General features: G+C 59.6%; 20 protein-coding genes. 9 read left to right on the top strand and 11 right to left on the bottom strand.

What is annotated here, in order from left to right; genetic code table 11:
- The first annotated feature begins 61 nt into the window (after positions 1-61).
- Complete coding sequence (locus AD666_RS10400; RefSeq protein ID WP_053151219.1) at positions 62-532, top strand: Lrp/AsnC family transcriptional regulator; 471 nt, start codon at positions 62-64, stop codon at positions 530-532.
- A gap of 276 nt (positions 533-808) precedes the next feature.
- On the opposite strand, the gene AD666_RS10395 is transcribed toward AD666_RS10400, so the two are convergent.
- Positions 809-1,705: a LysR family transcriptional regulator gene (locus tag AD666_RS10395; RefSeq protein WP_053151217.1), complete on the bottom strand. Its 897-nt coding sequence runs from the start codon at positions 1,703-1,705 to the stop codon at positions 809-811.
- A 197-nt stretch (positions 1,706-1,902) separates the two neighbouring features.
- Between AD666_RS10395 and AD666_RS10390 the strand changes: the two genes are divergently transcribed.
- The 3 genes from AD666_RS10390 to AD666_RS10380 all read left to right on the top strand — a co-directional run bounded on the left by AD666_RS10390 (position 1,903) and on the right by AD666_RS10380 (position 4,951).
- Positions 1,903-3,114 carry an MFS transporter gene (locus tag AD666_RS10390; protein WP_053151214.1) on the top strand — a complete coding sequence of 404 codons (1,212 nt, stop codon included), beginning with the start codon at positions 1,903-1,905 and terminating at the stop codon, positions 3,112-3,114.
- 25 nt (positions 3,115-3,139) lie between these two features.
- Positions 3,140-3,685, top strand: coding sequence for a cyclophilin-like fold protein (locus tag AD666_RS10385; protein WP_256222587.1), 546 nt, complete (start codon positions 3,140-3,142; stop codon positions 3,683-3,685).
- Between the two features lie 246 nt (positions 3,686-3,931).
- Complete coding sequence (locus AD666_RS10380) at positions 3,932-4,951, top strand: alpha/beta hydrolase (RefSeq protein WP_156315936.1); 1,020 nt, start codon at positions 3,932-3,934, stop codon at positions 4,949-4,951.
- A gap of 12 nt (positions 4,952-4,963) precedes the next feature.
- On the opposite strand, the gene AD666_RS10375 is transcribed toward AD666_RS10380, so the two are convergent.
- Entirely contained in the window at positions 4,964-5,917 is a 954-nt protein-coding gene (locus AD666_RS10375; RefSeq protein WP_053151208.1) for a LysR substrate-binding domain-containing protein, read from the bottom strand.
- Between the two features lie 430 nt (positions 5,918-6,347).
- On the opposite strand from AD666_RS10375, the gene AD666_RS10370 reads away from it, so the two are divergent.
- The 3 genes from AD666_RS10370 (at position 6,348) to AD666_RS10360 (ending at position 9,759) form a co-directional block, all read left to right on the top strand.
- Positions 6,348-7,271 carry an MBL fold metallo-hydrolase gene (locus tag AD666_RS10370; protein WP_053151204.1) on the top strand — a complete coding sequence of 308 codons (924 nt, stop codon included), beginning with the start codon at positions 6,348-6,350 and terminating at the stop codon, positions 7,269-7,271.
- 170 nt (positions 7,272-7,441) lie between these two features.
- Complete coding sequence (locus AD666_RS10365) at positions 7,442-9,265, top strand: PAS domain S-box protein (protein ID WP_256222586.1); 1,824 nt, start codon at positions 7,442-7,444, stop codon at positions 9,263-9,265.
- Between the two features lie 101 nt (positions 9,266-9,366).
- Positions 9,367-9,759 carry a response regulator transcription factor gene (locus AD666_RS10360; RefSeq protein WP_053151198.1) on the top strand — a complete coding sequence of 131 codons (393 nt, stop codon included), beginning with the start codon at positions 9,367-9,369 and terminating at the stop codon, positions 9,757-9,759.
- Here the strand turns inward: AD666_RS10360 and AD666_RS10355 are convergent.
- Positions 9,736-10,515, bottom strand: a complete 780-nt coding sequence (locus tag AD666_RS10355; protein ID WP_053151195.1) for an EAL domain-containing protein — start codon at positions 10,513-10,515, stop codon at positions 9,736-9,738. The genes AD666_RS10360 and AD666_RS10355 overlap by 24 nt on opposite strands.
- Before the next feature lie 184 nt (positions 10,516-10,699).
- Here AD666_RS10355 and AD666_RS10350 point away from each other — a divergent pair, with 184 nt between their 5' ends.
- Positions 10,700-11,146 (top strand): YqaA family protein, encoded by a 447-nt coding sequence (locus tag AD666_RS10350; RefSeq protein WP_053151299.1) that lies wholly within the window; start codon positions 10,700-10,702, stop codon positions 11,144-11,146.
- Positions 11,147-11,217: 71 nt separating this feature from the next.
- Here the strand turns inward: AD666_RS10350 and AD666_RS10345 are convergent, their stop codons facing one another.
- The 5 genes from AD666_RS10345 to AD666_RS10325 form a co-directional block, all read right to left on the bottom strand.
- Positions 11,218-13,653 (bottom strand): RND family transporter, encoded by a 2,436-nt coding sequence (locus AD666_RS10345; protein ID WP_256222583.1) that lies wholly within the window; start codon positions 13,651-13,653, stop codon positions 11,218-11,220.
- Positions 13,654-13,696: 43 nt separating this feature from the next.
- Positions 13,697-14,776 (bottom strand): YCF48-related protein, encoded by a 1,080-nt coding sequence (locus AD666_RS10340; RefSeq protein ID WP_053151192.1) that lies wholly within the window; start codon positions 14,774-14,776, stop codon positions 13,697-13,699.
- 74 nt (positions 14,777-14,850) lie between these two features.
- Positions 14,851-16,212, bottom strand: coding sequence for a DUF1329 domain-containing protein (locus AD666_RS10335; protein WP_053151190.1), 1,362 nt, complete (start codon positions 16,210-16,212; stop codon positions 14,851-14,853).
- A gap of 18 nt (positions 16,213-16,230) precedes the next feature.
- Positions 16,231-17,877, bottom strand: coding sequence for a DUF1302 domain-containing protein (locus tag AD666_RS10330; RefSeq protein WP_053151188.1), 1,647 nt, complete (start codon positions 17,875-17,877; stop codon positions 16,231-16,233).
- 92 nt (positions 17,878-17,969) lie between these two features.
- A complete protein-coding gene (locus AD666_RS10325; protein WP_053151186.1) occupies positions 17,970-18,737 on the bottom strand; it encodes a coniferyl-alcohol dehydrogenase in 768 nt (255 codons plus the stop codon).
- A 271-nt stretch (positions 18,738-19,008) separates the two neighbouring features.
- On the opposite strand from AD666_RS10325, the gene AD666_RS10320 reads away from it, so the two are divergent.
- The gene (locus AD666_RS10320; RefSeq protein WP_053151184.1) at positions 19,009-20,838 is read left to right on the top strand and encodes a sigma-54-dependent Fis family transcriptional regulator; all 1,830 of its coding nucleotides are present in this window, start codon (positions 19,009-19,011) and stop codon (positions 20,836-20,838) included.
- Between the two features lie 53 nt (positions 20,839-20,891).
- Here AD666_RS10320 and AD666_RS10315 read toward each other — a convergent pair whose 3' ends face one another.
- From AD666_RS10315 to AD666_RS10305, 3 genes are read right to left on the bottom strand one after another with little or no spacing between them, the layout of a single operon-like run.
- Complete coding sequence (locus tag AD666_RS10315; RefSeq protein ID WP_053151180.1) at positions 20,892-21,557, bottom strand: TetR/AcrR family transcriptional regulator; 666 nt, start codon at positions 21,555-21,557, stop codon at positions 20,892-20,894.
- On the bottom strand, positions 21,550-22,485 hold the full coding sequence (locus AD666_RS10310) for an alpha/beta hydrolase (protein ID WP_053151178.1): 936 nt from the start codon (positions 22,483-22,485) through the stop codon (positions 21,550-21,552). The genes AD666_RS10315 and AD666_RS10310 overlap by 8 nt, the downstream gene beginning before the upstream one ends.
- Positions 22,486-22,504: 19 nt before the next feature.
- On the bottom strand, positions 22,505-23,947 hold the full coding sequence (locus AD666_RS10305; RefSeq protein ID WP_053151175.1) for a coniferyl aldehyde dehydrogenase: 1,443 nt from the start codon (positions 23,945-23,947) through the stop codon (positions 22,505-22,507).
- Positions 23,948-24,326: the final 379 nt, after the last annotated feature.

Genomic DNA, 24,326 nt, shown 5'->3' with positions numbered 1-24,326 from the left:
ACCCAGGAATAACCAATCAATTGGAATAAACGCTCCGGAAAACACAGTTTGGAGGCAAGACATGCCCAGTGGTCTGGATCGTACCGACAAAGCCTTACTCGCGGCCCTGCAAGGCAACGCCCGGCTGACCATCGCCGAACTGGCCGAACATGTGGCCCTGACCACTTCGCCGTGTTGGCGACGGGTGAAAATTCTCGAAGAGAACGCAGTGATTACCGGCTACCAGGCGATTCTTTCACCCAAGGCGCTCGGCTACGGCGTCACCGCATTTGTCAGCGTGATGATGGAGTCCCACAGTCAAGAAATGGCCCGATCCTTCGAACAGCGCCTATTGGAAATCCCGGAGATCGTCGCCTGCCACAACGTTTCCGGACGCTATGATTTTCTGCTGGAAGTGGTGGCCAAGGACCTGGAGTCTTTCGGCGAGTTTGCGCGAGAGGTGCTGCAAACCTTGCCCGCGGTCAAAGAGATCTATTCAAGTTTTTCGTTCAAATCGGTCAAGCCCTCGCGAGTGATCCCGGTGCTGGGCTGAGCGCGGTATTACCTGGGGCAGAGGACTCAGACAAGTGAATAAACAGTGATACACACATTGTTTAACATAATATACATTATGCGTACCTTTGTATGGAGCTACCGGGCTTCCCCTGAGCTGGATCGTAATCAGCGTTGGTGATTTCAAGGGATTCAGCTCAAGAGCCTGAGCTATGGTGATTTTAATCCTGCATCGATCACGCAATTTTCATCCGTGCACGAAGCGCGACTGTTTGTTCTCTACAGGTAAGGTCTAACGCACGACAGCCGCTGCTAACTATGGCCTGCTATAACGCAGCGCATCTACGACTAGACTAAATGCCGGCGATGGCTGTCGGCGGCTTGGGTAGTACAGGTAGTAACCGGGAAAGAATGGGCACCAATCCTCCAGCACGCGTACCAACCTGCCTTCCTCTATATGGGGGGCGAATTCATCTTCGGGTAGCCAGGCGATTCCCAATCCGGCCAGCGCAGCCTCCACAATATTGGGCGAAGTGTTCAAGATCAGCTGTCCACCCACACGGACATTCAACTGTTTGCCCTTGCGTTGAAAATCCCAGACGTAAAGCCCTCCTCCAGACTGCATGCGCATATTGATGCAGTTGTGGCCGATCAGCTCACGAGGGTTCCTGGGTTTCGGGCGATTCGCAAAGTACGCCGGGGATGCCACCACCGCCATGCGCAACTGAGGCCCGATGGGAATGGCGATCATGTCCTTGTCGATGGTGTCACCCATGCGCACCCCGACATCGAAGCGATCAGCCACGATGTCGCGAAAGCCGTAGTTGATGTCGAACTCGACCTTGATGTCTGAATATTCCAGCAGCAAGGGCGTGAGCTTGGGCAGCAGCAAGGTGCGCTGGATGTGATCCCCACAGGTAATGCGCACCGTGCCGCTTGGTTTGTCGCGCAGGGCCGACAACTCGTCCAGTTCCGCCTCGATCTCGTCGAAGCGATTACCAATGGCGTTCAGCAGGCGTTCTCCCGCCGCAGTGGGCGAAACGCTACGCGTCGTTCGGGTGAGCAAGCGGATCTGCAGTCGTGCCTCCAAGCCGCTTATCGCCTGACTCAATGCCGACTGCGTCACGCCCAGTTGGGCGGCGGCGCGAGTGAAGGTGCCCTCGCGCGCGACGGTTACGAAGGACAGCAGGTCGTTGAGGTTACGTTTGATCATGGCCGAAGTTTCCCACGAATCATTGATTAGAAGAGCTTATAGCTCCTTTAAGTATTGATTAGCTAGTAACAACAAGTCGCATGCCCGAACATTCACTCCGAATAATCAGCTTTGTTCTCCTTGGGAGTAGCAATCCCTGACCTCTCCTCGCCGCCCTCGCCGCATCGGTGGTTTAAATCTCAGAAACCCAGGTTTGCATGACAGCCAACACAATCAATACCGTCAACGAAGTCCCCGAGCAGTCGGACTCCTGGAGTGGCGTCCTGGCCATTTCGGTTTGTGCCTTCGCGCTGGTCGCATCGGAGTTCCTGCCGGTCAGCCTACTGACGCCCATCGCCGATGACCTGGATGTTACCGAGGGTATGGCAGGCCAAGGCATTGCCATCTCGGGCGCCTTCGCCGTGCTCACCAGCCTGTTCATTTCCGCACTTGCCGGCAGCCTGAATCGCAAGACACTGTTGCTGGGACTGACTGCGACCATGGGCATATCCGGTGGCATCGTCGCCCTGGCGCCAAACTATGTAACCTACATGCTCGGTCGGGCACTGATCGGCGTGGTGGTAGGCGGTTTCTGGTCGATGTCGGCAGCCACGACGATACGCCTGGTGCCAAGCCGTGATGTGCCGCGGGCACTGGCACTGGTCAATGGGGGCAACGCATTGGCCACAGTGGTTGCCGCACCGCTGGGCGCTTGGCTCGGAACTTTCATCGGTTGGCGCGGTGCCTTTCTCTGCCTGGTGCCAATCGCCCTGCTCGCACTGGTCTGGCAATGGAAAGCGCTGCCATCCATGCAGGTCGCCGTGCGCAGTCCCGAGTTGGGCAGTGCGTTCAAGGTCTTCACCCTGCTCAAGCGCCCCACCGTCTTGATCGGCATGCTGGCCAGCAGCCTGTTCTTCATGGGCCAGTTCTCCTTGTTCACCTATGTGCGACCGTTCCTGGAGACGGTCACCGATGTGCATGGCACCAACATTTCACTCGTACTGCTAGTGATCGGTGCGGCGGGCTTCATCGGCACGCTGCTAATCGGGCGGGTGCTGCAGCGGCGCTTCTTTCAGACGCTGATAGTCATGCCATTGCTGATGGCTTTGATTGCCGTGGCCCTGACAGCCTTCGGTCATTGGGCTGCCATCGTTGTCGTCCTGCTGGGGCTGTGGGGGCTGATCGGTACCTCGGCCCCTGTCGGCTGGTGGTCCTGGATTGCCATGGTGTTTCCCAAGGATGCCGAAGCAGGTGGCGGCCTGTTCGTTGCTGTGGTGCAACTCTCCATCGCCCTGGGGTCGATCCTTGGCGGCCTGCTGTTCGACCATAGCGGCTATCAAGCCACCTTCTTTAGCAGTGCGGCCATGCTGGTGTTAGCAGCCTTTCTCTCTCTCCTCACCTCGCGCTCGCCGATGCGGCAAGCGAACTGAGCCCACTGCCACGTCCGGAGGGTCTATGACCGCGAGCCTCGTTATCTCCCATAGCAGCCACAGCCAAACGCAGATTGAAGGTCGCTCCGCACGAGGCGTGCGTGCCCTGCGCATGCTGGGCCTGCTGTCCAGCCTGTTCACCCTCGGCGGGAACGGAGAGGCGTTGGCCGGTCCCCGCGTCATCTCGACTCATGCAACAACGGCAACTGTTCAATCGGAGGAGTCTCGTATGTGGATGACCGTCGGCGAACGTCGCTTCGCCATTACCTTGGCCGACACCGAAGCTGCTCGCGCCTTTGTCGCCGTGCTGCCGCTCACGATCGACATGCCCGATCTGAACAGCAATGAGAAGCACGCCAAACTGCCGAAGGCGTTACCTACGAGCACCATTCGGCCCGGCACGGTCCACAACGGCGATCTCATGCTCTACGGGGCGCAGACGCTGGTTGTCTTTTACCTGACATTCGATTCGAGCTACTCGTACACGCGCCTGGGTCGTATAGACGACCCTACAGATCTGGCTCAGGTGCTTGGCAGGGGAACCGCGCGAATCACCTTCTCAAGGGATTAACTTTCCTGCAGCGACACAGTTTTTCATGAGCACCCGACACCCAATGCGACAGACCGGCAGCCAAGCGTTGGCCTACGAAATGAAAGCGAACAGTTCTGCGCATTTGCACCAATCATCAACTACGCGAAGGAAAACACGATGAACGAAGCAACCCTGAATCTGACGAGCATCAAATCGCGCAGGACTCTCCGGGATTTTTTCCATGGCTCCCTCCTTGTTGGCCTGGCTGCGGCCTTCGGAGGTGAGATGGCGCAGGCGCAAGCGTCCCCGACAATGGTCGAGATGGGCGGTCTGCAACTGACCCAAGAATGGGACAAGGTATTTGCCAAGAGCGAGAAGGTCGATCATCAGAAGGTAACCTTCAAGAACCGCTACGGTATTACCCTCGCAGGCGACCTGTATCTACCGAAAAATCGAGGCAACCAACGGTTGGCAGCGCTTGTCGTCGGCGGCCCCTTCGGTGCGGTGAAGGAGCAATCCTCGGGCCTTTACGCGCAAACCATGGCCGAGCGCGGCTTCGTCACGTTGGCTTTCGACGGTTCCTATACCGGAGAAAGCGGCGGTGAGCCGCGTAACGTCGCTTCGCCTGATATCAACACAGAAGACTTCATGGCCGCGGTAGATTTCATCGGCCTGCAATCCTACGTTGATCGTGAGCGCATAGGCGTCATCGGCATTTGCGGCTGGGGCGGTATGGCCTTGAACGCCGTGGCGGCCGACAAGCGTGTCAAGGCTGTCGTCGCCAGCACCATGTACGACATGACTCGCGTTATGTCCAAGGGGTACAACGACACTGTGACCGCCGAGCAGCGCGCTCAGACCCTGGAACAACTGAGTCGGCAACGCTGGGACGATGCGCAGAACGGCAAGCCAGCCTACCAGCCGGACTACAACAAGCTGAAGGGCGGCGAGCCGCAGTTCCTGGTCGACTATGCCGACTACTACATGACACCGCGGGGCTACCATCCGCGTGCGGTCAACTCGGGCAACGCCTGGACGATGACTACGCCACTGTCGTTCATGAACATGCCGATCCTGACCTACATCAAAGAGATTTCGCCGCGCCCCATCCTGTTCGTTCACGGTGGGAACGCTCATTCGCGTTATTTCGCCGAGACCGCCTATGCAGCTGCTGCAGAGCCCAAGGAACTGGTGATTGTTCCGGGGGCCAACCACGTCGACTTGTACGACCGCGTGGACAAGATTCCTTTCGAGAAGATGACAGCCTTCTTCAGCGAGCACCTGAAATCAGACGCAGGCAAGTAAATAGTCATCCATTCAAGCCACGGCCAGCGACGAGCAGTAAACCGGTTGCGGTGCAGGACTCTCCGTCTGTTCAAGATGACGGGCGAAGTACGAGCGCAACCAACGCTCGCGAGGATCTGCATGGCTGGTGCCACGCCATGCCATGGCGAGGTCAGGGCTCAAGAGCTGCAGTGGCGGATACTCGGCACGCAGGCCGTGGAGCCGTGCCATTGCCCGGGCGGCATAGTCGGGTACAACAGCGAGCATGTCGCTACCGGCCAGCAATGCCGGTAAGACGCTGAACTGAGGTACCGCCAGCACTACGCGGCGCTGCCGGTCGTGACGGGCCAGAACGCGGTCGACCTCGTCGCTGACTTTTCCCTGCGAGGACACTGCCACATGTGGTCTCCGGCAGAATTCATCGAGACTCATGGGGCCCGCAGCCGAGTCGGCGTACAGCAACATCGGCCGCACCGCGCGCAAACTTCGGCAATGGGCTCTGGCCGGCAGTTCCCGGACCTGAGCGACACCCAGGGAGATGTCCCCTGCAATGAGCAGCTGCGGCAGTTGCAGCGCATCCACGCGGTGTACTACCAGAGTGATATTTGGCGCCTCGCTTCTCAAATCCTGAATCAGCCCAGGCAGCAGCGCGTATTCCACTTCGTCGCAAAGCCCAACGTGAAAAGTCTCCTCGCTGGTGTACGGGTCGAACTCCTGTGCGCAACTGAGCGCCAGGGCAACCCCCTCCAGCGCGGGTCCAAGAAGGACGTGGATTTCTTCCGCGCGCGCGGTGGGCTCCATCACTCGACCGGTGCGAATGAACAGCGGGTCGTCGAACATTGTCCGTAGCCGGCTCAGCGCGCTGCTGACGGTGGCTTGGCCGAGGAACAAGCGTTCGCCCGTCCGAGTGACATTGCGCTCGCGCATCATGGTCTCAAAGATAACCAGTAAGTTGATATCGGCATGTCGCAGGTCATTTCTGTTCATTTTTTATCAGCCCGATGAAGTTATTTTCCAATACCTCGTTGTGCCCGGTTACTTGTGGTTTCGGTACGACTTGAAATTATTCACATCCCAAGCTGAGTGTCAGTTGTACATGGGTTCAATAGGATCGTCCGTTGGATATCCAGATTAATACTTATGTATTGCTTTACAGGCTCCGCCCCCCTGGATGAGGGCGCGCTACCCTCTTCCACTGAGCCCCATAAAGGCATGAAGCGGAACCGATCGACTAGATGCCAAAGTTGGCTGACCTATACATTTGTATAGTTTTCTACAACGGATGCGTAATTGTCATACACCCATGTAGAGATGTGCCTGGAAGCTTTTCTCCCTAGGATTGAGTTCACAACCGATGACAGTAAGACAAACTAACTGATTCATCTGAACCCGCACCTCAACGTAACAGGAGAAGACCATGGCCATGTACCTGAATAGCTTCGCCCAGCCCGATGGCGCCACGCCGGCTCAGGAGTTGGTGCCATCGCGCTACGCTCTGCGCTTGGGCGAGGTCGATATATTGGTGGTCAGCGACGGCGTGCTGCCGCTTCCGACCGAAACCATGTCAACCAACGCCGACCCCGCTGAGCGAGCGGCCTGGTTCAAGGACATGTACCTGGGGCCGGACATGTTCGACTGGGCGCTTAACGTGTTGGTAGTGCGCAGCGGAGAGCAAACCATTCTGGTCGATGCTGGCCTGGGCAACCAGTTCCCCGGCTTCCCTCGCGCCGGGCTGTTCCCCAAACGCCTGAAGGATGCAGGTATCGATCTGTCATCCATCACCGATATCGTGATCACCCATATGCACATGGACCATATTGGCGGGCTGTTGGTCGATTCGGTCAGAAAAAGCCTGAGGTCGGACGTGCGCATCCACGTCACCGCTACTGAAGTCGACTTCTGGAAAATTCCCGACTTCAGCCTGACCGAAATGCCGCAACCGGTGCCAGACGTACTGCGTCGAACCGCCAACGAGTTCATCGCGCACTATGAGGACTGTCTGCAGATCTTCGAGGACGAACATGAAGTAGCACCCGGCGTGGTTGCAAAGCTTACCGGCGGCCACACTCCTGGTCACTGCATCGTCTACGTGGACTCAGGTGGCGAACGCCTGACCTTCGCCGGAGACGCCCTGTTCCCGGTAGCCTTCGACCATCCGGAATGGCACAACGGCTTCGAGCACGATCCGCAAAAGTCAGTCGATGTGCGGGTACGGCTGTTACAGGAGGCAGCGGCAAGTGGTGAGTTGTTCGTCGCCACTCACCTGCCCTTCCCCTCGCTCGGACATGTAGCCGTAGACGGCGATGCATTCCGCTGGATTGCGGCCCACTGGGACTATTGAGTCGATGCTGTTGGCCTCTGCCTCTGTCGGTCACCTTGTGGGCGTCAGGACAGAGGCCTTTTTGGAAATATTGCCTGATACATCTTCTTCTATCTCTTTCGGGCATTACTGAAAGCCGCAAATCTGCCTGCCCATCACTTCAAACTCATCATCCTTTATGCGAGGGACAGATGAAACATGCACAATCGACTTCAAACACGATGGTTCTGAGAATTGGAGCTATTGCTCTTGCGGCGCTGTTCTTTGTCGTAGACACGTTGACCTCACTTGACGTCGCCATTGCGGTGCTCTACGTGGTGGTCATACTGATTTGTCTGCGACTGTTCTCCAAATGCGGCGTACGTATCATTTGTCTTTCCTGCATTTTCCTGACTGTGGCGGCGTTTTTTGTCTCACATGGCCTGAAGTTGGATTCAACAGCGTTCGTCCGTTGCCTGGTGAGCTTATCGGCTATCGTCATCACCTCCCTGCTTGCCTTGCAAATCAAGACCACCGATGACGAACTCCGGGAACAGGTTCGACTACTTGCGCAGACCCATGACGCTATTGTCGTGAGAGACATGGATGGACGAATTTCAACATGGAGCCCCGGAGCGGAAGCCTTGTATGGGTGGTCCCGTGAAGAGGCATTAGGGCGCGATTGCCAAGCCTTGCTTCATACTCAGCTTCCCATTACCCAGGAAGAGTTGATGTCAGTATTGTTAGCCAAGGGTAGTTGGGAAGGTGAGTTGACTGAACAGTGCCGCGATGGCAGGACAGTCATCGTGACCAGTCGATGTACGCTGGCTGTATCCAATGACGGCACTCCCATCTCGATTCTCGCTACCCATAATGACATTACCGCACGCAAACACGCCGCCGACGCACTGAGGCGCAGCGAGGCGTTTCTGGCTGGGGCTCAACGCGTCAGTCGAACCGGCAGTATTGGCTTGACGGTGCCCGGTGGTGAAATGTATTGGTCAGCGGAAGCCCTGAGAATCTTCGAATTTGAAGAAGGCACCCACCCTGCCCTCCAATGCATCCTGAATAGAACTCACCCGGACGACATCGAGCCCATCAAGGCGATCATCTCGAAAGCCTTTGAGCAAGTTCCCTATCTGAAAATTGAACACCGCCTGGTCATGCCGGATGGCCGAATCAAACACATTCATATGAATGCCGACTTAATGAAGGGGCATGCAGGCGAATGCGAGTATGTCGGGGCTGTCATGGACGTGACAGCAGCCAAGATGGCTGAAGAAGCCTTGCACCGCGCACAAACAGAATTGGCCTATGCGACTCGCCTGAGTGCGCTGGGAGAACTGGCCGCATCCATTGCCCATGAGGTCAACCAGCCATTGGCGGCAGTCACCACCTACGCTGAAGCCGGTTTGCGCTGGCTGGATAGGGATGTACCCCATATTTCGGAAACCCGTAGCGCCATGGAGCAGATACTGGGACAAGCTCGAAGAGCCAGCGAAGTGATCCGGCGAATTCGGAGAATGTCCAGGAACGTCGATCACTATCGAACGACACTCGATCTACGGGAGGTGCTGCTTGAGTCGCTCGAGCTGGTCAGACACGAAACCCGACGAAGCAAGGTTCGACTCGAATATCACTTCGACGACGCGCTTCCGGCCATTCATGCCGACAGGGTTCAACTGCAGCAGGTGATCATTAATCTGATGACAAACAGTGTCCAAGCCATGAGAGCAAATCGGACCAGAAACAGATTCATAAGAATGGAAGCAAGTCTCCAGGCCGCGGATACGATAAAAATTCTGATACAGGATTCAGGCCCGGGTATCTGCAAAAGTGCCATGTCGAAGTTATTCCTGCCATTATTCACCACCAAGATTGATGGAATGGGCATGGGACTTTCCATATGCCGATCAATTGTCGAGGCTCATGGTGGAAGTATCTGGGCCGATAACACACCAGATTCCGGCGCTGTGATTTATTTCACCCTGCCTGTAGCCAGGGTCATCGATAAACAAACCATCCACAACATTTGACTCAGGGCCATTGATATACCTGTGTATCATTTCCGTGAAAGAGTTTTGCATCTAGTCTATTGATATAGCTTGAGTTCCCTTGCTCACCGAGGTGCATTTGCGTGCCCATATCTATACCCCTGATCGCCGTCGTCGACGACGATGATGCACTTTTGGCCTCTATTGATAGTTTATTGCGATCCGTAGGCTACAAAGCACAACTATTTGCCTGTGCAGAGGATTTTCTGGCATCCGAGGACGTCGACAAAACCGACTGCCTGATGACTGATATCCATATGCCGGGCATCAGCGGCTTGGAACTACAGAATAAACTCACCAATCTTGGCTATACATTTCCAGTCATTTTCATGACGGCCCACGCTGAAGTATCAGTTCGCAATCAGGCTATTGATCGAGGGGCCATCGGCTTTCTCGTGAAGCCTTTCAACGGCCAGGCGATTCTCGACTGCGTCGAAGATGCGTTGGCCCGCTCAATCAAAAACGCCGATGGGTAGGCGGCCAACTTCCGGTCGCGCATAGAGATAGCCTTGCATCAACTCGACACCCAGGTTCAGAAGCGCGGCACTTTCCTCGCGGGTCTCGACACCTTCGGCTATCACAGTGATTCCCAGGCGCTTCGCAACCAGGATGATACCCTCGACGATGGCTTGCTTGACCTGATCCTGGTCGATGGTACGGGTCAGCGCCATGTCGATCTTCATGATGTGGGGTTGGAACATGGCCAACAGATTGAGGCCCGAATAGCCTGAACCGAAATCATCGATCGCAGTGGTGAAACCCTGGCGTGCGTATTCCGTGAAGATGGACTTGAGGTGTTCGGGATCGTCCACCCTCTCCCCCTCGGTCACTTCGAACATGAGCCTTTGCGGAGGGAAGTTGGTCAGCCGCGCAGCTTCCAGGGTGGCGCGAATACAGGTTTCGGCGCGATACACAGCGTTTGGCAGGAAGTTGATACTCAACAGGCAATCCGGAATATCCAGCATACCCAACCTGGCCGCCTCTTCGATGGCCTTGACGCGACACGCCTGGTCGAACCGGTACCGATTGCCGTCATTCACCCTGCTCAGAATATAGCCGGCCGATTCGCCATTAATCCCTCTCACCAGGGCTTCGTAGGCAAACGTTGCGCCGGTCCTGACATTGAAAATGGGCTGGAACGCCATGGTGAATTCAAACCCGAGCGCCCCATGGTCGCGGCATTCGGCGCAGCTGATGGATTTGAACGTTTGACTTGAGAAGTGCTCGGTCATGATTGAATTCCGTCGCGGTCGCGGGTCGTCCTTGCCGTTGCAAAGAACACTAGCCAACGCTTAGCGAATAGGCAAAGACCGGGTACTCTGAAATTTTGCCAGGATGTGTGCTCAGTGTTCCAAGAATGGTACCCATGCCCCTTTAACAGCGTCCGTGGCTGGATCGGACTCAATGCCTGACCTGATGTGGGCCGTATCCGGCTATTTCGGCCTGTTCTTCGCCGCCATGGGAGCCGCCACGCTGTTGCCCATGCAGTCCGAAGCGGTACTGGTCGGGTTGCTACTGACCGGCCAGTACGCGACCTGGGCACTGCTGGCGGTGGCTGTCACCGGCAACGTGCTAGGTTCGGTGCTCAATTGGCTGTTGGGCCGCTCTATCGAGCATTATCGGCACAAACGCTGGTTCCCGGTCAGCGAAGCCAAGCTGGAGAAAGCCCAGCGTGCCTATCAGCGCTATGGTCGCTGGTCACTGTTGCTCAGTTGGGCACCGATCATCGGCGATCCAATCACCATGATCGCCGGAGTCCTGCGCGAACCCTTCTGGCGCTTCATGTTGATCGTTACGCTGGCCAAGGCCAGTCGCTATCTCCTGCTCGCTGCGTTGACGCTTGGCTGGTTGGGTCAAGAATAATGGCTGTCGTTTCACGGATGTCCGGACCTCTTGGTCGAATCCCGAGTCCCACAACGACGGCGGCCCCATGTTCAACCCTCCCCGACCGGACGCATCACCCTGCAGCCCTCAGGCTTTTTTGCGAAGAGCCGCTCGGGCAGCAGGAAGTACGCCAGCGCAGGCAACAGGATCAGGGCGCCGAGCATGTTCACCAGGAACATGAACGCCAGCAGGATGCCCATGTCGGCCTGGAATTTGATCGGCGACCAGGCCCAGGTCGCCACTGCAATGGCCAGGGTGATGCCCGTCAACAGCACCACCTTGCCAGTGAACAGCAAGGCGCGGTAATAAGCCTCGGACAGCGAGGCGCCAGCGCGCATGTGGGCCAGGATGATGCTCAGCACGTAGAGTGCGTAGTCGACGCCGATTCCAACGCCGAGGGCGATCACCGGCAAGGTGGCGACCTTGACGCCCATGCCCAGGCCAACCATCAGCGCCTCACAGAGAATCGATGTGAGCACCAGCGGCAGCACCGCCGCCAGTACAGCCCGCCATGAACGGAAGGTCACCCAGCACAGCAGGATCACCGCGCCATAGACCCAGAACAGCATTTCGCGCATGGCCTTTTTCACCACGATGTTGGTGGCCGCCTCGATCCCGGCGCTGCCGGCCGCGAGCATGAACTTCACCTGCGGCAAGTGCTGTCTGGCGATGAAGGCTTCGCTGGCCTCGACCACCCGTTGCAACGTGTCGGCCTTGTGGTCGGCCAGGTACACGTAGAGCGAGAGCAGTGAGCATCCCTGGTTGAACAGCTCCCGTGGCGCACGGGTCTGCACCGCACCCAGGGCGCCATCGTTGGGAATCAGCTCGTACCACTTGAAGTTACCCTCGTTATAACCGGCGGCGGCTATCTTGCTCAGGGCCGCCATAGAGTTGGTGGATTCCACCCCGGGCAGTTGCTCCAGTTGCCAGGCCAGGGCGTCCACAGCGGCCAGGGTCGGATAACGGGTACACTGGTCCTCCGGGGTTTTCACCATGACCACGAAAATGTCCGAACTGGCCGCATAGTTTTGCGTCATGAAGGCGGCATCGCGGTTGTATCGCGAGTCAGGGCGCAACTCCGGGGCACCGGGATCGAGATCACCGACCTTCAGGTGCAGGCTGATGGCGAATCCGCCCGCCGCCAGTGCCAACGCCACCAGACAGGCGCCGCATGCCCAGGGGCGTCGGGTGAACAGATCCAGGAGACGCCAGAGCGGATGTTTGACGCTGGCGGTCAACGCGGCGGTTTCCGCCCGCAGGCTGCGTGCTGCGGCCTTGGCTCCTACACCGATGTAGCTAAGCAGGATCGGCAACAGGATCAGGTTGGTGAAAATCAGCACCGCCACGCCGATGCTGGCAGTGATCGCCAGATCCTGGATGACCTGAATCTTGATCACGATCAGCACGGCAAACCCCACCGCATCGCAGAGCAGCGCGGTCATGCCAGCGGCGAACAGGCGGCGGAAGGTATAACGGGCAGCGACCACCCGGTGCGTGCCGCGACCGATGTCCTGCATGATACCGTTCATCTTCTGCGCGCCATGGCTCATGCCGATGGCGAACACCAGAAAAGGCACCAGCGCCGAGTATGGGTCCAGGTCATAACCGAGGGTCGCCAGCAAACCGATCTGCCAGAGCACCGCCACCAGCGAACACAGCACTACCAATGCCGTGCTGCGGGCGCAACGGGTGTACCAGTAAAGCACCGCCACGGTGACCACCACTGCGATGACGAAGAACAGCATGACCTGCGCCAACCCGGCGATCAGGTCGCCAATGATTTTGGTGAAGCCGGTGATGTGGATCTGGATCCGCTCGTTCTGGTATTTGTCGCGCAGGGTCTCCAGTTGCCGGGAGAACTCGCCGGCGTCCAACGCCTTGCCGGTGGCCGGGTTGATCTCCAGCAGTGGCACGAAGATCACGCTGGACTGGAAGTTGCCAGCCACCAGCTGCCCGATCTCACCGGAACGCGCCACGTTGGTGCGCACCTCCTCCAGGCTGGCCGGCGAACCGTCGTAGGTATCCGGAATCACCGTGCCGCCATCGAGCCCCTCTTCAGTCACGGCTGTCCAGCGCGTGGTCGGCGTCCAAAGGGACTTCATGTAGGGTTTGTCGACCCCCGGCAGTAGATAGATTTCATCGTTGAGCCTGGCCAGGACATCCAGGTAGTCCTTGTCGAAAATGCTGCCGTCCTTGACGGCCACGGCAATACGAATCGAGGTGCCGAGGCCGCTCAGGTCACTGCGCTGCTCCAGGAAATTGGCAACGTAGGGATGGGAGGTCGGGATCGTCTTTTCGAAACTGGCATTGAGGCCGATCTTGCTGGCTTGGTAGCCCAACACCAGGGTGACCAGCAGGCACAACAGAATGACCCACGGTCTGTGATTGAAGATGGCGCGTTCACCCAGGTTGCCGGAGCGCGGATCGAAGTCTTCCAGGCGGGCGATCACGACTTGCTGTTCGAGGGAGAGATTAGGGATATTCACGTCATGCTCCGCATACGGCCCGCTAGGGCACAGGCAAGTGATTTCAGCGTTGCGCCGAGAAAAGATCGGGATTGAGGCGGATCACACCGCCCAGTCCGACGCAGATCAAGCTGCCGTCGGGGGCCGCCACCAGGCCGGCAATGGAGGTGCCGACCGGCGCGGACAGGGATCGAAAACGGCCTCCCCTGCCCGCGCTGAGCAACAGGTCTCCTGCCTGACTGGCCAGCACCAGCGCTCCGTCCGGCAAGGGCGTCGCGGCCGATAAAGCCACTTCCAGGCCGGTTTGCAGGGGGCGCCAACTGGCGCCCTGATCACCCGACCAGAAAACGTTGCCACGCAGACCGAACGCCACCAGCTCGCCGCGAGCATTGCCTTGCACGCCGAAGAAGCTGCCCGCATAGGGAGACTCGAGCGCCTGGAAACTGTGCCCGTTATCGTTGGAGCGCAGCAGCAAGCCCCGCTCGCCCACCATGAACAGCGCATTGCCGGCTGCGCGAATGCCGTACAGGTTCAGGTCCTCGGGGTTGTCCACCTGTTGCATCCAGGGCCGCCAGCTTTCGCCACCGTCCTCGGTGCGCAGGATCAGCCCATAGGCCCCCACGACGTAACCGTTACGAGGGTCGCTGAAATACAGGTCGAGAAATGGCTTGTCAGGGCCGTCGGCCACCAGCCGCTCGGCATCGCTCAGGCGCTTGGCGTCGCCGTCTTGTCGAGCCGACACCAGAGCCAGCTGCGCAGCGGCGTTGCCATCGAGTTGCTTGCTCCAGGTTTCGCCGCCGTCCGTACTGCGCAGCACCACGCCCATATGACCGACTGCCCACCCCTGTTGGGCCGAGACGAATTGCACAGCCGTCAGGCTGACGCTGACCGGCACCTGCGCCTGACGCCACGTCGTCCCGGAGTCGTCGGAGAGCAGAACGATGCCACGCTCGCCCACCGCCACCAGCCGTTCACCTGCGCGGGCCACCGCCAGCAACACGGCATGGCTGGCCTTGGCGCTCTGCATGGCTGGCTGGTCGAGCAAGGCAATCCGTGGATTGGCCGCGGCCCAGCCGGGCGCCAGCGAAAACATCAGCAACAGGGCCGCCGACAGTGCCCGTCTGAATGAAAAATTACCGATCATGCCCGCTCCAACCGCCCATGAATTGATCCATACCCAACGCGCCGATGCTCGTGCCCGGCGCGTGGTTCAACGTCTTAGCGCAGACTGTCGTTGGCCATCGCATCCGGCGTGAAGAACGACGCCGGCGGCCGCGGATAACTCTGGTATTGCACGTCCAGATCGTTGGCCGACGAGTTCAGGAAGTAGGCGCCGGTCTCCAGGTTGTAGCTGCCCCACTGCATTTGGGCGGTCAGCACCGGCATCTCGGGGGCCAGCAGTGTCAGCGAGTAGTTATGCCGTCCCAGCTTGCCTTGGGCGTCATAGCCATCGACCAGCAGCACTTGCCAGGAATCCTCATCCAGGTAATAGGTGCGCTTGGGCACCACGTGACGCTTGCCTTCGCGCAGAGTGGCATTCACCACCCAGACCCGGTGTTTTTCCCAGCGCACCAGATCGGGGTTCAGGAAGCCCGGCTTGACCAGGTCGTCGCTCTTGGCCGCCGCCGAACGGTTGTTGTTATAAGGCACCAGCAGCTCTTTCTTGCCTTCCAGCTTCAGGTCGTAGCGGTCGGTCGGGCCGAAGATCATGAACGCCTCGTCGAAAAAACCGACGCCGGAGGTGACGAAGTCCGGGGTGTCGTAGGCGATGTTTGGCGCGCGCCGTACCCGACGCTGGCCCACCAGGTACTGCCAGGCTGCACGTTTGCCTGGGTCCATATCCCAATGGGTCATCAGGCCTTCGCCGGCCTTGGAGGACGGCAGCTCGGTGGCCAGTTTGCCGATCAGGAATTTACCGTTGAACGTTTCCAGGCTCCCCTCTTTGAAATAGTAAGGATCCTGGTACCAGAACCGTGCCCGTGTAGCCTGGATTTTCTTGCCGCCAGCGGTCATCAGCCAAGTATCGAACGGCGCATAGAAGGTGTCGGCGCCCTGCCAGGACAAGCGATAGTTCCACAGCGCCTCGGTGCCGTTCTGCGGCAACGGGAACGGAATCCCGCCATAGGCGCCGCTGACTTTCTCGGTTTCCACCTCGACGGTGGCGCGGGTCGCGTTCTTCAGCGTGTTGTCATACACCCACTGCGGGGCAGCGGCACTGCGGTGGGTCGGGTAGACGTCCAGGCGATAGCCCGGATATTTCTGCATCAAGGCCTTGGTGCCATCGGCCAACAGGTCGGCATATTGCGCCATGTTCGCGGCGCTGACGGTGTACAGCGGCTTTTCGGCGGCGAACGGATCGGCGCGTTTGTCGCCGTTCTTGTAACCGGCGGGTACCTGGGTGTAGCCGCCCGTCCACGCCGGGATACTGCCGTCCTTGTTGGCCGCCCGCTCGGCGCCCAGGGGGGTAAGGTCTTTGTTCAGCCGTGCGGCCTGCTCGGGGGAAACCGCCGCGTGCACGAGGCCGGCACTCAACAAGGCAATGGCCAGGGCCGGGATACGCAAGGAAGATGGGTTTTGCATAGAGAATGAAACCTCTTATTAGAATGTGGTTTTCACGTACATGGAGACGAAATCGCGGTCGGCCAGGGATTGCGCATAGCTGAAATTGCCGTCCTCGCGCAGCCCCGCCCCGGTCTTGCCAAAGAAATTCACGTAGTTGATGCCGAAGTCCCAGCGCTGCAGGTAGGTGGCCTTGACGCCGATGCTCCAGTCACCGGCATGGGTATTGCCAAAGCCTGACTTGCTGACCGCCGATGAACGCCCGTCGAGAACCACGCCAAACCCCACCGGCACGCTGATGTCCAGCGCGTCAGCCACCTGGAAATAGGCCGGTTCGGCCAGCACTCGCAGTGCGGTGGCGTCGCGGGTGGTGTTGGAGTCCAGCGCAGCACGGTTCTCAGTGACGCTGAGGGTGCGGTTCCAGGCCAGCTCAGCGAGTACCGAGCCACCGTCCCACAAGGCGTTGGGCGGCAGCAGGTAAATGGTCGAAAGGTTGACGTGGGCGGTCTTGCCCTTGGCGTACAAGGCGTCCCCGCTGTTGTCCGCCGCCGTGCCGGGCGCGATCACTTGCAGGTTGCTGACCAGGGGCGCGTCCCACCGCACCGAGGTTTCGCCGGCGAAGTTGAACGGGCCGTAGGCGGTGGAGAAGCTGGCTCCGACGGTCTTGATGTCTTCGGCATAGACCTGGCGGTAGGCCCCCAGGATCGGCAGTCCCGTGGCAGCCGCCGCAGGCCCGTCCAGGTAGGCATACAGCGCACTCGGTGCCTTGTCGTGGTATTTGGCGGCGTAGAAGCCCAGCTCCAGCTCGGTGCCTTCCGGTTTGTAGCGCAATTGCATGCCGCCCTGCCCCGAGTTCCTGGCCTCGATATCGGAGGCATGCACGGTGGTGTTGCCGAACACCTCGGTCCAGTCGCCTGAACCCTTGCCGATACCGTCGTTGTCACTCAGGTAGCTGCCGGCGCCCGGAAGATTGGAACGCTCCCACTCGAACTGATAGTAGGCCCCCACCGATAACTGGGGGGTAATCTGCAGCTGCCCGGATACCTGATTGACCGGACGCAGGATCTCCTTGAACTGGGTGCCCGGTACGCTGAGCAACTTGACCACATCGGTGGGACCCTGGGCGGCGGCGATGCCGTTGCCCCCGTAGAACAGGCTTTCGCCATAGATCAGGCTGTGCCGACCGAGACGCACGGTTCCCTGGCTCGCATCGCCGACGTTACCGCGCAGGAACACGAAGGCATCCAGTATCTCGGCGTCACGCCCATGCAGCTCGCGGGTATCGTCGAGAAAGTGCGGGTTGGCGCTGTCGTCGGTGTCCTGGTTATAGACATCGTCATACCACGCTGCACCGCTGAGACGCAGGCCATAGTTTTCCTTGCTCAGGTCCATCTCACTGAACAGGTCCAGCCGGTTGGAAACCAGCCCGCGACTGAAATTTCTGTCGCCCTGGCTCTGGATCGAGGGGTACAGGCCGCCCGCCGTCGGCGCATTGGTCAGACGGTCGTCGGCCCCTTTCAACCGCCAGGCCTGGCTGTACTTGAGGGTGTTGTCCCAGCGCAGGCGCCAGTCACTGTCGCCCAGGTCGATCTGAGCGGCCTGGGCTTGGGAAGCCAGGCCGGCGAGGCAAGCCGAGAGAGCCAGGGCCGAACGTTTGAAGCCCGGATAGCGTCGAGAGTTGTGCATGGAGTTCCTCATTGTTCTTGTTGTCTGGAAACATGTTTTCTTGGAAAAAACGGCAATGAGCTGCACGCAATGCGCAGTCGGTGAACCCTCGTTCAGATGTAGGTGGAGGCCAGTCCCCCATCGACGGGCAGGTTGATACCATTGATCCAGCGCGATTCGTCCGCGCACAGGAACGCAATGGCGACAGCCACCTCATCGGCGTAGGCCGGGCGTTTCATGCGATGGGCGTCGGCCTCGACGCGCGACTGACCGAGCATGCTGACGAATTCGCCGAGGATGGGCGTGAACACCGGGCCCGGCGCCACGCTGTTCATACGCACCGAGTGTTCCATGAACCAGGGTTGCGCCTGCAGGTAGGTCCAGACGATCAGGGCTTCTTTGAAATACTGGTAGCAACTCTCCTTGGGCACCGGGTGCTGGGCCAGCCACGCTTGTCCCTGGAAGAAACCCTCGATACGCGCCAGTTCCTTGTGTAGATCCAGGCGTTGCGGCCACTGGGCCCCGAGGATCGACGCCACATTGACGATGCTGCCCCCCTCGGCGATGCGCGGCAGTACCGTCGTGCAGAGATGGCGCAGGCCCAGGTAATTGACGTAGGCAACCCGTTGCGGATCGGCAGTGCCCGGCACCCCGGCGATGTTGCACAGCCCATCGATACGCTCTGGCAACCGACGCACGGCGTCGTCGATCGCGTCGGGATGGCTGAGATCGGCCAGGACGAACCCATCCAGGCTTATGCTTGGCTCGTTGCGGTCCATGCCGATGACGAGGGCGCCACGGGCACGCAGGGCCCTTGCTGTCTCGGCGCCAATACCCGAGGAAACCCCGGTCACGACGATCTTCTTGTTGGTCAGCTTCATACGGGTCTTCCCGGTTGATGCTTGTGCAACCCCGCACAAGGGTCGCCAAGTCATATTATTATTGCCGAATAGTTAATATCGGTAACTAGTTGTAGCAAGCGATATGCCATCTCACGGAAAGGACAACCGGACCGCTCAAGCACGGGGTATACAGGGATTATTGGGTATTCAAGCTTTCACGCGGCGCGCTGCCACCTGAGAAAAAAGTGATGATTTCAGCAAATTCATGCTGCACTATGCGGAATATGATTACTCACATTAAGGGTTTCTCATGGCAAACAAGCTGATTTCCCTGGCCGAGCTTTCCGGCGAAGCCAAAAAGAAACCCGCCCGCGGTGCCAGTGAGCAATTGCCGCCAGGCGCCTCTCCCACGCTGCAAGACCTGACCGAATGCCTGATGTTCAGCCCCGGCGACGGTCGCATCTGGTTGAACGGCGCCCGCATGCTACTGATGCACAGCAGCGGAATCGGCGCATTACGGCGTGAGTTGATTGAAAGCATGGGACTGTCGCGCGCCCGAGGCATCATGTTGCGCACCGGCTACCATTGCGGCGCCCGCGACGCGGCGCTGATCAAGGAACGTTTCCCCGAGGCCGACTTCCTCGCCCTGTTCGCCGCCGGCCCGATCATCCATGCCATCGAAGGCGCGGTGAAGGTCGAGCCGGTGCACTTCGAATTCGATATGAACCTGGGCACCTATTACGGCGAATTTCTCTGGCACCATTCCAGCGAAGACGACGAACACATCGCCCAGTTCGGCATCGGCACCGAACCGGCCTGCTGGATGCAGACCGGCTATGCCACCGGATACACTTCTGCGATGGTCGGCCGGCTGATCCTCTATCGCGAAGTCGAATGCCGTTCCACCGGATCGAACATCTGCCGGCTGATCGGCAAGCCCGCCGAAGAATGGGACGATGCCGAAGGCGATCTGGCGGACCTCAACGCCGAACCTTTTGTCAGCACCAGCGGACGTAGCCCGAGCTCCCACGGCCGTGGCGACAAAGGTGCACTGCCGGCCGAGCTGCAAGCCGCTCACCAGCCCACCCAGGACAGTGACATGGTGGGTATTTCTTCAGCCTTCAACGCGGCTTGCCATATGCTGCGTCGGGTGGCTCCGACCCAGGCGACAGTGCTGTTCACCGGTGAGTCCGGGGTCGGCAAGGAAATGTTTGCGCGGATGCTGCACCGCATCAGTCCGCGCCATGACGCCCCCTTCGTCGCCATCAATTGCGCCGCCATCCCGGAGAACCTGATGGAGTCGGAGCTGTTTGGCGTCGAGCGCGGCGCTTTTACCGGCGCAACCCAGTCACGCGCCGGACGTTTCGAACGCGCCAACGGAGGCACCCTGTTTCTCGATGAGATCGGCACTCTCAGCCTGGTGGCTCAAGGCAAGCTGCTGCGCGTGCTGCAGGAAGGCGAAGTCGAACGGGTGGGCGGCAGCCGGACCCTCAAAGTCGACGTACGAGTGGTGGCCGCCACCAACGTCGACCTGCGTGCCGCCGCGCAACGAGGGGAGTTTCGCGAAGATCTGTTCTTCCGCCTGAACGTGTTCCCGATCCATTTGCCGCCGTTGCGTGAGCGCAAGGAAGACATCCCGCTGCTGATGACGCACTTCCTGCATCGCTTCACACGGCTGCATGGTCGCCAGATCAGCGGCTTCACTCCGCGCACCGCCGACACGCTGCTGGCCTACGACTTCCCAGGCAATATCCGCGAACTGCAGAACCTGGTGGAACGTGGCGTGATCAGCGCGCCGGATGGCGGTGCAATCGACCTGGCACACCTGTTCACCAGTGGCGAGCGACTGGCGCAGCCGATGTTCTCCATTGGAAATCGAGGGCAACTGGCAGCGTCGCCCCATGACCAGGCCCCGGCCTCCCGTACGGTGTCCGCGCACAAGGACACAAGCCACGAGGCGATCCAGGCGCTGTTTGGTGACAAAGACCTGAGTCGATTGTCGTTACAGGAGGTCGAGGACACCTTGATCGATCATTGCCTGCTCGAGGTCAAAGGCAATGTCTCGGAAGCAGCCCGTCGCCTGGGCCTGACTCGTGCCCAGTTGTCCTATCGGCTGTCACGGCGTGACAGTGGCGAATAACCGATAGCGATGGGCATCCCCTGCGGGAGCAAGCAGGCCCGCTCCCGCAAGGGTCATGAGTGATGTTGCGGATGGATAAAGCAGCGCCCGAACATCTCGAGGACGACATCGACTCGCTGGCCGATCTGTTCATCCGACCAGCACTGCTGGACGCCCAGGGTGAAGAGCTTGAGCGGCTGGCAGATCAACAGCGCGTCAATCAGCTCGACCGCCGGCTCGACATCCTCCTGGACAAGCAGCCCCTTGCCGGCGGCCTTGCCCAACCAACCGCGCAACAGGCTCAGGCAACGCTCGGCTCCTTCCTGATACCAGATCCTGGCAATGCCCGGCGCGCTCTCGCGTCCTTGCGCGGCCATCAGATAGAGGCCCAACGCCAATGGAGACAGTGTCAGGCGCGCCCACAGCGTCAGGTACATGCGCAATTCGCTGAGCAGGTCCCGCGCACAGTCGATGCCGCTTTCCAATAGCAACTCAAGCGTCGACAAGTCCCGGGCGACCAATTGCGACAGCAACGCTTCCTTGCTCCCCACCAGCAGGTAGACGGTTTTTTTCGAGATCCCCGCGGTTCGGGCGATGGCGTCCATGGTGACATTGGCAAAGTTGCCGCTGCCGACCGCCTCAGCCGCCGCGTCCAGCAACAGGCTCATCTGCTCCTGACGACTGCGCATCGGTGGACGGCCGCGACCGCGCCTGACAGGTTGCTCGGTGGTTTCAGGCATAAGCGCTCTCGCTATCGTTCTCCTCCCCCGCCCCGCTGCGGAATGCCTCGCGCAGGGCATCCTCAACGAATTGCCAGGCCTGCTGCGCCGAAGCATCCGGCCCCAGATGGGTGAACATATGGTCACAGCCAGGGAACATCTTCGCCTTCACCGAGACCCCGGCCTCGCGCAGTTTGTGCCCATAGGCTTCACCTTCGGCTCGAAGGATATCGTACTCGGCGGTGATGAGGGTCGCAGGCGGCATGCCCCGCAATGCCTCGACCGTCGCCAGCAGTGGCGAAACCAGCGGGTCCCGGGCCTGGGCCGGATCACTCAGATAGCAACTGTTGAAGAAACGCACCAGGCCCGAGCCGAGTAGCGGCTTATCGAGGGACGAGCGCTTGAGCGCCGGGTCCTGAAGCAGATCCAGAACCGGATAGTCGATGACTTGATGCACCACCCTGAGCCCCTGATGCCCCCGTGCCAGGTTGGCCACGCCAGTGGCCAGGTTGCCGCCGGCGCTGTGGCCGCCGACGGCGATGCGTTGGGGATCGATTCCCAGGGTCATCGCCTGCTCGGCCAGCCATTCGAGCACCCTGAAACTTTGGCGCAAACCGGCAGGAAACGGATGCTCGGGCGCCAGGACGTAGTCCAGGTTGACGACCAGGCACCCGAGGTTGTGCGCCAGCCGACGGCAATAGCTGTCGTCATGTTCGGGCACACCCGCCACGAAACCGCCGCCATGCAGGTTCAGGTACACCGGCAAAGGGCTTTTGGAAGTTGCAGCGGGCCAATAGAACAATGCCCGCGCTGGCCCCCAGGCCGTCGGGATGTCGATTTCGTCCACCGTGCGCAGCGGGGACTGCGCCGCGTCGTACGTAAACTTGGGTTTCATGCGTTTGGCCAGGGCGCGCAACAGCTTGGCCTTGACAGTCTTCAATACGCTCATGGTCAGGCTCCCGGGCGGCTCACTCGGCCGTCAACAATTGATCCAGCAAACCGTGAATCATCGCGCCGTAGGGCGCGCGCATCGCCAGGTTGGACTCCCCCGCCGGGCTCTGCACCACCACCGCCTTGGCATGGCTGAAGGTACGGAAGCCATAAACGCCATGATAGGCCCCCATGCCGGAGTGACCGACACCGCCGAATGGCAACGCCTCGAACAGCACATGGCTCATGACATCATTGATCACCACCGCGCCTGAGGTCGTGCGCTTGAGCACCTGCTGGCGCTCGTCGGCGTCCTCGCCGAAGTAGTAGGCTGCCAACGGCCTTGGCTGAGCATTGACGTAATCGATGGCGCTATTGAAGTCGCGGTAGGTCTTGACCGGCAGTAACGGGCCGAAAATTTCTTCACGCAGTACCTGCATTTGCTCGCGGGTTTCGAGCACCAGGGTTGGGGCGATCTTGCGGACTTCGCGATCGCTCAGGTCTTCCTGAGCCGGATTGATCTCGATCAGCCGCGCGCCCTTGGCACGGGCATCGGCGAGGTAACCTTGCAGACGGTCGAAATGGCGCGAGTCGATGATGGAAGTGTAATCCGGGTTGTCCCGCAGCGTCGGGTACAGCGTGCCGACAAAGCGCACCGCCTCTTCGACGAAGTCCGGGAGCCATTCTTCCGGCAACAGCACATAGTCCGGCGCCAGGCAGATCTGACCGGCGTTGAAGGTTTTCACGGTCAGCACCCGCTGAACCGCTGTGGTGAGATCGGCGCTGCGCGAGACCAGCACGGGCGACTTGCCGCCCAGTTCCAGCGTCACCGGTACCAGGTTCTCCGAGGCGGCCCGCATGATATGGCTAGCCACTGCCGTGCCGCCGGTGAAGATCAGGTGATCGAAGGGTTGCGCGCTGAACAGCGCCCCGACCTCGGCGTCGCCCAGTACCGTGCTCAACTCGTTTTCATGGAAGTAACGACCCACCAGCTCAGCGATCAGCGTCGAGGTGCGCGGAGTCAACTCCGAAGGCTTGAGCATGGCCCGGTTACCGGCGGCGAAAATACTCGCCAACGGTCCGAAGGCCAGCACGATAGGGAAATTCCACGGACTGATCACCCCTACCACGCCCAATGGCTGGTACTCGACCCTGGCCTGGCACCCGGGAAACGGGGCGGGATGGGACTGCGGCTGCATCCATTGGGCCAGGTACTCACGACAATGCTTGAGACTCGCCACCGAACCGGCGATATCGGACAGCAGCGTCTGCTCGCGACTGCGATGGCCGAAATCCGCGGACACCGCTGTGACGATCGCTTCACGGTTGTCCAGCAACAAGGCAATTGCCCGATCGAGGCGATCACGCCGCAGTTCAAGGCTCGCAGGCCCTTCGTCCAGGTGAGCCTGCTTCATGCGTGCGAGTGTTGCAGGGAGTTGTTCGGCGTGAGTCGCCGGGACTGAGTGACCGGGAATGCTCATGGTGTGGGTACCTGGTAATTGTTATTAGACAGTACTATTTATCGGAAAAGCAGCGACCTTCTGCCGCCTCGCAGGCTGAGTATGGCAAAAAAAACGGCAAAGAAAACCCCAGAGTTTCCTAATTTTCATTGTTGTAAAGGCAGAGAGATGCCCGAAAACAGGCGAAAAAGGTGAAGAAATATGGAACGCAGCCGTCAGGAACAAGCCTGGCGGTCCGGGATTGAAATTTTTAAAACAGGCGCCCTAAGCTGGCAATAAATTAATCAACATAACTATGCGAAAGCAACCGACTGGCACCGCGTCGATAAAAAAAGCCCCGTGACCAGGGCGGTACGGGGCAAAGGGATTTGGTTGGTTGCGGCCAACCAAAGGAGCACAA

This window comes from Pseudomonas sp. Pf153 (genome assembly GCF_001269775.1).
In the GTDB taxonomy this organism is placed as follows: Bacteria; Pseudomonadota; Gammaproteobacteria; order Pseudomonadales; family Pseudomonadaceae; genus Aquipseudomonas; species Aquipseudomonas uvaldensis.
The sequence above is the reverse complement of the archived record's forward strand: the minus strand, read 5'-3'. Positions and strand labels throughout refer to the sequence as shown.

Coding starts and splice junctions, on each gene's coding strand:
- AD666_RS10385 (WP_256222587.1), top strand. CDS start 3,140: ATGACCGCGAGCCTCGTTATCTCCCATAGCAGCCACAGCCAAACGCAG.
- AD666_RS10315 (WP_053151180.1), bottom strand. CDS start 21,557: ATGCCTGAAACCACCGAGCAACCTGTCAGGCGCGGTCGCGGCCGTCCA.
- AD666_RS10370 (WP_053151204.1), top strand. CDS start 6,348: ATGGCCATGTACCTGAATAGCTTCGCCCAGCCCGATGGCGCCACGCCG.
- AD666_RS10375 (WP_053151208.1), bottom strand. CDS start 5,917: ATGAACAGAAATGACCTGCGACATGCCGATATCAACTTACTGGTTATC.
- AD666_RS10330 (WP_053151188.1), bottom strand. CDS start 17,877: ATGCACAACTCTCGACGCTATCCGGGCTTCAAACGTTCGGCCCTGGCT.
- AD666_RS10320 (WP_053151184.1), top strand. CDS start 19,009: ATGGCAAACAAGCTGATTTCCCTGGCCGAGCTTTCCGGCGAAGCCAAA.
- AD666_RS10305 (WP_053151175.1), bottom strand. CDS start 23,947: ATGAGCATTCCCGGTCACTCAGTCCCGGCGACTCACGCCGAACAACTC.
- AD666_RS10355 (WP_053151195.1), bottom strand. CDS start 10,515: ATGACCGAGCACTTCTCAAGTCAAACGTTCAAATCCATCAGCTGCGCC.
- AD666_RS10380 (WP_156315936.1), top strand. CDS start 3,932: ATGGCGCAGGCGCAAGCGTCCCCGACAATGGTCGAGATGGGCGGTCTG.
- AD666_RS10325 (WP_053151186.1), bottom strand. CDS start 18,737: ATGAAGCTGACCAACAAGAAGATCGTCGTGACCGGGGTTTCCTCGGGT.
- AD666_RS10395 (WP_053151217.1), bottom strand. CDS start 1,705: ATGATCAAACGTAACCTCAACGACCTGCTGTCCTTCGTAACCGTCGCG.
- AD666_RS10340 (WP_053151192.1), bottom strand. CDS start 14,776: ATGATCGGTAATTTTTCATTCAGACGGGCACTGTCGGCGGCCCTGTTG.
- AD666_RS10335 (WP_053151190.1), bottom strand. CDS start 16,212: ATGCAAAACCCATCTTCCTTGCGTATCCCGGCCCTGGCCATTGCCTTG.
- AD666_RS10350 (WP_053151299.1), top strand. CDS start 10,700: ATGTGGGCCGTATCCGGCTATTTCGGCCTGTTCTTCGCCGCCATGGGA.
- AD666_RS10400 (WP_053151219.1), top strand. CDS start 62: ATGCCCAGTGGTCTGGATCGTACCGACAAAGCCTTACTCGCGGCCCTG.
- AD666_RS10310 (WP_053151178.1), bottom strand. CDS start 22,485: ATGAGCGTATTGAAGACTGTCAAGGCCAAGCTGTTGCGCGCCCTGGCC.
- AD666_RS10365 (WP_256222586.1), top strand. CDS start 7,442: ATGAAACATGCACAATCGACTTCAAACACGATGGTTCTGAGAATTGGA.
- AD666_RS10390 (WP_053151214.1), top strand. CDS start 1,903: ATGACAGCCAACACAATCAATACCGTCAACGAAGTCCCCGAGCAGTCG.